The organism is Inquilinus limosus MP06, assembly GCF_000767795.1.
In the GTDB taxonomy this organism is placed as follows: Bacteria; Pseudomonadota; Alphaproteobacteria; order DSM-16000; family Inquilinaceae; genus Inquilinus; species Inquilinus limosus_E.
Map to the genome: position 1 here is coordinate 22,923 of NZ_JANX01000009.1, position 6,505 is coordinate 29,427.

Annotated in this window: 6 protein-coding genes; 2 read left to right on the top strand and 4 right to left on the bottom strand. The window is 68.7% G+C overall.

The window, feature by feature from the left end:
* From P409_RS02120 to P409_RS02130, 3 genes are read right to left on the bottom strand one after another with little or no spacing between them, the layout of a single operon-like run.
* Nucleotides 1–1,110, bottom strand: a complete 1,110-nt coding sequence (locus tag P409_RS02120; RefSeq protein ID WP_034831307.1) for an ABC transporter ATP-binding protein — start codon at nucleotides 1,108–1,110, stop codon at nucleotides 1–3.
* A 27-nt stretch (nucleotides 1,111–1,137) separates the two neighbouring features.
* Nucleotides 1,138–2,880, bottom strand: a complete 1,743-nt coding sequence (locus P409_RS02125; RefSeq protein WP_034831309.1) for an ABC transporter permease — start codon at nucleotides 2,878–2,880, stop codon at nucleotides 1,138–1,140.
* 8 nt (nucleotides 2,881–2,888) lie between these two features.
* Nucleotides 2,889–4,031 carry an ABC transporter substrate-binding protein gene (locus P409_RS02130; protein WP_034831310.1) on the bottom strand — a complete coding sequence of 381 codons (1,143 nt, stop codon included), beginning with the start codon at nucleotides 4,029–4,031 and terminating at the stop codon, nucleotides 2,889–2,891.
* 156 nt (nucleotides 4,032–4,187) lie between these two features.
* Here P409_RS02130 and P409_RS02135 point away from each other — a divergent pair, with 156 nt between their 5' ends.
* Nucleotides 4,188–4,889 (top strand): GntR family transcriptional regulator, encoded by a 702-nt coding sequence (locus P409_RS02135; RefSeq protein ID WP_161790325.1) that lies wholly within the window; start codon nucleotides 4,188–4,190, stop codon nucleotides 4,887–4,889.
* 32 nt (nucleotides 4,890–4,921) lie between these two features.
* Here the strand turns inward: P409_RS02135 and P409_RS02140 are convergent, their stop codons facing one another.
* Nucleotides 4,922–6,091: a mandelate racemase/muconate lactonizing enzyme family protein gene (locus P409_RS02140; RefSeq protein ID WP_034831313.1), complete on the bottom strand. Its 1,170-nt coding sequence runs from the start codon at nucleotides 6,089–6,091 to the stop codon at nucleotides 4,922–4,924.
* A 142-nt stretch (nucleotides 6,092–6,233) separates the two neighbouring features.
* Here P409_RS02140 and P409_RS02145 point away from each other — a divergent pair.
* Nucleotides 6,234–6,505 (top strand): LysR family transcriptional regulator (locus P409_RS02145; RefSeq protein ID WP_034831315.1); only part of this gene is annotated, 272 nt, incomplete at its 3' end.

The window sequence follows — 6,505 nt, forward strand, 5'->3', positions numbered from 1 at the left end:
TCAGGGGTGTTGGGCGGACGGCGCCTGGCCGTTCGGAATCAGGATCACGGCGTCCGGGTCGATGCGGACGCGGATGGTGTCTCCGGCCGCGGGCGAGCCGCGGGCCGGCAGCTCGGCGCGAAGGGCCAGCCCGCCGACGCGCAGCAGGCAGGTGACGACCGGCCCGAGGAAGCTGACCGACGCGACCTCGGCTTCGAAGCCGTTGGGCCCATCCTCCCCGTCCCGCAGCCGCAGGACGCTCTCGGCCCGGATGCAGGCCAGGACCGGCCCGGACGGCCGGACGCTGCCGGATTGCGAAAACCGCCCCTCGATCGCCGGGCCGCCGGGGAGCGATACCAGGGCGCTGCCGTCACCGGCCATGCGGACGATGTCGCCCTCCAGGATGTTGGCGTTGCCGATGAACTCGGCGGCGAAGCGGCTGGCCGGCCGCTCGTAGAGGTCCCGCGGGCTGCCGGACTGGATCATCTCGCCGTCCTTCATCAGGATGATCCGGTCGCTCATCAGCATCGCCTCGGACTGGTCATGCGTGACATAGAGCGAGGTCTGCCCGAGCCGCCGCTGCAGCTCGACCAGCTCGAAGCGCATGCGATCGCGAAGGCCGGCATCGAGGTTGCTGAGCGGCTCGTCGAACAGCAGCAGCCGGGGCGAGGTGACGACGGCACGCGCCAGCGCCACGCGCTGCTGCTGCCCTCCGCTGAGTTCGGTGCCGTAGCGCGCGGCGAAGCCGTCGAGCCCGACGACCTTCAGCGCCTCGGTCACCTTGGCGTCGATCGTTGCCGCCGGCTCGCGCCGTGTCCGCAGGCCGTAGGCGACGTTCTCGAACACCGTCATGTGCGGCCAGACCGCGTAGGACTGGAACACCATGTTGATGCCGCGCTTCTCCGGCGGCACGTCACGGCCATCCGCCGCCACGACCTCGCCGCCGATCCGGATGGTGCCGGCCGCGGAGCCTTCGAGCCCGGCGATGCAACGCAGGGTCGTGGTCTTGCCGCAGCCGCTGGGCCCCAGCAGCGACACGAACTCACCATCCTCGACGTCGAAGCTGACATTGCGGACGGCGGTGACGCTGCCATAGGCGACGACGAGGCCTTCGACGCTGAGCTTGGCCATGAGGCTTCCCCGGGGTTGCGGCCGCCGTCACACGGCCTGGGACAGCCGGACGCGCAGGACGTATCGCCCCACGACGATCCCGGCGACCAGGATGGCCGTCTGCAGCAGGCCGATGATGGCGGCGTTCTGGACGTTGCCGAATTCGAGATAGTCCCAGGACATCACCGACAGCACCTTGTTGCTCGGCGATGCCAGGAGGATCGCGGCGCTGATCTCGCGGATCGAGAAGATGAAGACCAGGATCCAGGCGGAGAGCACGCCGGGCCGGATCAGCCGGAACGTCACCTGCCGCGCCGTCCGCCAATGCGAGGCGCCGCAGACCGAAGATGCCTCCTCCAGCGACCGGTCGATCTGGAGGATCGAGGTGTCGACCATGCGGTAGGCGAAGGGGATGTAGGAGGCGACGAAGGCGATCACCAGGATCCAGATCGTCCCATAGGCCGGCGTCATCAGATAGGTCCAGAAGATGCCGGTGCCGAAGACGATGCCGGGGACGGCGATCGGGAACATGGCGACGTAGTCGAGGATGCCGCCACCGCGCACCCGCAGGCGCCGCACCGCATAGGCGATGACGATGCCGAGCAGCACGCACAGCGTCGGCGACAGCACTCCGACCAGCAGGGTGTTGCCGATCGACTGCTGCACCGCCACCGACCCGATCACCGACCGGATGTTGTCCAGGGTGAAGACGGCGTCGAGGATCGAGGAGGAGGTGAAGCGGGTGAAGGCGACGTAGAGCAGCGCCAGATACGGCAGGATGATCGCCAGGACGACATAGACCAGGATCGCCAGGATCGCCGGCCCCTGCCAGCCGCGCAGCTTGACCAGGCGGGTGCGGTAGCCGCGGGCGGTCACCGTGACGAAGCGCGTCGCGACGCGGGAGGCGAAGCGGTAGAAGAACACGCCGACCAGCGAGATCCAGAACAGCAGCGTGCCGATCGCCGCGGCCCGGGCGTAGTCCAGCGGGAAGGTCGCGACCGCCCGGTAGATGTCGACCGCCAGGAAGGGCAGCGCCTGGGTGCCGCCCAGCGCCGCCGGGATCGAGAAGGTGCCGCAGGTCAGCACGAAGACGAAGAAGAAGGCCGAGACGATCGCCGGGCGGACCACCGGGAAGGTGATCTTCAGGGCGGTCGCCAGCGTGCCGGCACCGTTGAGATACGACGCCTCCTCCATCGACGGGTCCATGCCCTTCAGCGCGGCGGAGACGGTCATGTAGGCGTAGGGCACGTTGTACAGCGCCATGACCAGGATCACCCCGCTTGCGGTCATGACGTTGACCACCGGGCCATCGATTCCGAGCAGGTCGTGGGCCAGGACGTTCAGCAGGCCGGCATTCGGCGAGGCCAGGACCAGCCAGGCCAGTGCCCCGACGAAGGGCGACAGGTACAGCGGCGCGATCACCGCATTCTCCATCAGCGCCTTCACGGGCAGGTCGGTCCGGGCCAGCAGCCAAGCCAGCCCGATGCCGACGGCACAGGCCACCAGCGACACCAGCAGCGACGCCCCGACGGTAACTGCCAGGATCTTGAGATAGGGCAGCGTCGTGTAGACCGCGGCGAGGCTGCGCAGCGAGAACTGGGCCCGCGGGTCGACGAAGGTGCCGGTCCGGACCGCGCCGACGAACATCAGCACGATCGGGACCAGCACCAGCACGGCGAGGAGCAGGCCGAGCGCCAGCGGCAGGGCCAGCCCGCGCCGGCGGCGGCGCAGCGCGGCATAGCCGCCGGCCACCGGCTCCTCCACCTTCAGCGCGGGTGCGGAGATCGTCATCCTGAGCCTCAGCGGCCGAAGATCTGGTTCCATTCGGCGATGATCGGCTTCGCCGGATCGACGTAGCCCGGATCGTTCAGGTAGTTGATGTAGAGCTCCTCGGGATCCGCGTACCATTCCTCCTTGTACCAATCCGCCTTCGCCGCCTTGCGGGGATCGACCGTGTCCTCCCGGGCCGAGGCGACGCCGGCAACCTTGAACCAGGCGGCCTGGCCCTCAGGACTCATCGCCCAGTCCTGGAACAGCCGCGCCGCGTTCGGATGCGGGGCCTTCGCCGAGATCGTCTGGACCGTCAGGTTGGCCGGGGTCGGCTTCGGGAACACCCAGCGGATCGGCGCCCCCTTGAGGTAGAGGCCGCCCATGTCGCTCTGCGACGCCTGGTCGACGATCGCGTGCTCGCCCGCGGCGAGGCGGTCGTACATCGGCGACTTGCTGTCATAGACCTGCGGCTTCAGCGCCGCCATCTTGGCCACGAAATCCGGCCCGAACTGGTCGCGCTTCCCGCCCAGGAACATGTAGACATAGGAGTAGCTGCTGCCGCCGGAGGCCGGGGTGCCGGTGGCGAAACGGCCCGCCCAGCGCAGGTCGGTCAGGACGTTCCAGCCGCCCTCTCGGATCAGCTTGTCCTCCTCCGGTGTCACCTTGCCGGAGTTCCAGGCGATCCCCATGGCGTTGACGAAGATCGTGTACCAGACGCCGTCCTTCTTCATCTCCGGCCGGATGCCCGCCGCCGAGGCCGGCGCATACTCCGCCACCAGCCCTTCGTCATGGGCGGATTCGATCAGCACCGTGTCGGTGATCTGCACCAGATCGGCGATGTGCTGCCCGACGCGCTCTTCGGTCAGCCAGCGCTCGAACAGCGGGTAGCTCGGGCCGCGGACATTCTGCGTCGTGATACCGTATGTGTCGGTGAAGGCCTTGGTCCACACTGCGGTCGGGTCGATCGCGGTGGTGTGATAGTAGGTCAGCGTGCCTTCGGCCTTGGCCGCGGCGACCAGCCCGGCATCCGGCTGCGGCGACGCGGCCAGGGCAAGGCCGGACCGCCCCGTGAGCGACAGGCTGAGGGCACCCAGCCCCGCCCCCTGCAGCATCCTGCGCCGCGACCAGACGCCTTGCGAGCCGAAACGCGAGCGATCGTCGGAATGAGCCATGACGTTCCTCCCAGACTTTCTTGGCCAGACTTCGTCGGCGCCGGCGCCTCGAGGCACCGCGATTTTATCGGATCATACATTTGCGCAAATATATTTGCGCGTCAACGCCGCATCGCCGATACTCTGCGCGAGAGACGAACGGCGCAGGAGAAGACCGTGGACCCATGGGTGAGCCCCGCCCCCGATGCCCCGCTGAACGAGCCGACCTATCTGAGGGTCAAGCGCGCCATCATCGGGGACTTGGTGTCGGGGCAGTTCGTCCCGGGGACGCATCTGACGATCGAGGCGCTGACGTCGCGCTACGCCGTCAGCCACATGCCGATCCGCGAGGCGCTGCGCCAACTGGAGGGCGAAGGGATCCTGATCTCGCTGGCCCATCGCGGCTTCCGGATCGAATCCATCACCGAGGGCTATATCCGGAACATCTACGACATCCGGGTCGGCATCGAGTCCATGCTGGCCCACCGCGCGGTCGAGCGGGCGACCGACGCCGATATCGCCACGCTGCGCCGGCTGCATGAGGATCTGAGCGTCCTGATCCGGTCCGGCAAGCCGATGGTGGCGTCGCGGGAGAACATCATCTTCCACAAGCGGATCTACGAGATCGCCCGGAACCCCGAGGCCGAGCAGATCCTGGAGGGGCGCACCCGGGTGGTGCGGACGGTGGCCGACAGCCTGGGCGGCTATAGGCCGGACATGTATGACGCGGTGATCACCGAGCACGAGACGATGATCCGCGCGTTCGAGGCCCGCGACCCGATCGCAGCGGGCGAGGCCGTCTTCGACCACGTCACCGCGGCCCGGGACCGCCTGCTCGCCCGGATCGCGGAGGAAGGCGGCTTCTCGCCGAGACCATGAGGCCGGACCGCCACGACATCGACGGCACCACGCTACGCGCCGACCAGCCCCTTCATCACCGCGTAGAGGGCCGGCTTGGCCTCGAAGCCGATGCCGGGCAGGTCCGGCAACCCGACGAAGCCGTCCGCGACCGCAATGCCGTCGGCGAAGCCGCCGAAGGGCCGGAACACGTCGGGGTAGGATTCATTGCCGCCGAGATGCAGGCCGGCGGCGATGTTCAGCGACATCTGGTGCCCGCCATGCGGCACCACCCGGCGGGTGGACCAGCCCTCGGCGGCCAGCACGTCCAGCGTGCGCAGATATTCGACCAGCCCGTAGGACAGGGCGCAGTCGAACTGCAGCACGTCCCTCTCCGGGTTCATCCCGCCATAGCGCAGCAGGTTGCGGGCGTCCTGGTGGGAGAACAGGTTCTCCCCGGTCGCCATCCGGCCAGGATAGACGGAAGAGAGTTCCTTCTGCAGCGCATAATCGAGGGGGTCCCCCGCCTCCTCGTACCAGTGCAGCCCGTAGGGCTCGAGCGCCCGGGCATAGGCGACGGCGGTGGCGAGGTCGAAGCGGCCATTGGCGTCGACCGCCAGACCCCCGCCCTCCCCCACCACATCGAGCACCGCCTCGATGCGGCGCAGGTCCTCGGCCAGGGGCGCGCCGCCGATCTTCATCTTGACCGTCCGGTAGCCGCGGTCGCGGTAGCCGCGCATCTCGTCCTTGAGCTGCGTCAGGTCCTTGCCGGGATAATAGTAGCCGCCGGCCGCGTAGACCCAGACGGTCTCGTCCGCCTGTCCGCCGCGATAGCGGTCGGCCAGCAGGCGCCACAGCGGCTGCCGCGCGATCTTGGCGACGGCGTCCCACACCGCCATGTCGACGGTGCCGACCGCGACCGAGCGTTCGCCATGCCCGCCCGGCTTCTCATTGGCCATCATCGCCGCCCAGATGGCGAAGGGGTCGAGGTTGTCGGCCGCCGCGTCGACCAGCGCCTTGGGATCCGCCTCCCGCAGCCGCGGCATCAGCCGCTCGCGGATCAGCGCCCCCTGGCCGTACCGGCCGTTCGAGTTGAAGCCGAACCCGACCACCGGCTTCCCGTCCCGCACCACGTCGGTCACGACGGCCACCACGGAGCACGTCATCTTCGAGAAGTCGATGTAAGCATTCGCGATCGACGACGCGATCGACACGGTCTTCTCGCGAATATCGACGATCCTCATACTTACAATCCCTCCGTCTGTTTCATGCCGTCACTTGCCGGCCATTTGCAGATGGCGATCCCGCAACCATCACAATAGCGAGGGGCGGCAGCCGCGGGCCAATGCCGATGCGGCGTCAAACCATGTGCATCCGGCATCATCGATGGAGCTGACCTGGCTCGAGGACTTCGTCGCCCTGGCCGAGACCGGGAACTTCTCCCGGGCCGCCCGGGCGCGCCACGTCACCCAGCCGGCCTTCAGCCGCCGCATCCGGTCGCTGGAGGACTGGGTCGGGACGCCGCTGTTCGACCGGGCCACGCATCGCGTCGAGCTGACCGAGGCGGGCCGCCAGTTCCGGCCGGCCGCCACCGAGACGCTGCGGCGGCTGCACCAGGCGCGGGAGGCGGCGCGCGAGGCCGGCAGCAGCGAGGCCAC

Excerpts from the sequence above, each read along its gene's own strand:
- P409_RS02120 (WP_034831307.1), bottom strand. The coding sequence starts at position 1,110 with ATGGCCAAGCTCAGCGTCGAAGGCCTCGTCGTCGCCTATGGCAGCGTC.
- P409_RS02125 (WP_034831309.1), bottom strand. The coding sequence starts at position 2,880 with ATGACGATCTCCGCACCCGCGCTGAAGGTGGAGGAGCCGGTGGCCGGC.
- P409_RS02130 (WP_034831310.1), bottom strand. The coding sequence starts at position 4,031 with ATGGCTCATTCCGACGATCGCTCGCGTTTCGGCTCGCAAGGCGTCTGG.
- P409_RS02140 (WP_034831313.1), bottom strand. The coding sequence starts at position 6,091 with ATGAGGATCGTCGATATTCGCGAGAAGACCGTGTCGATCGCGTCGTCG.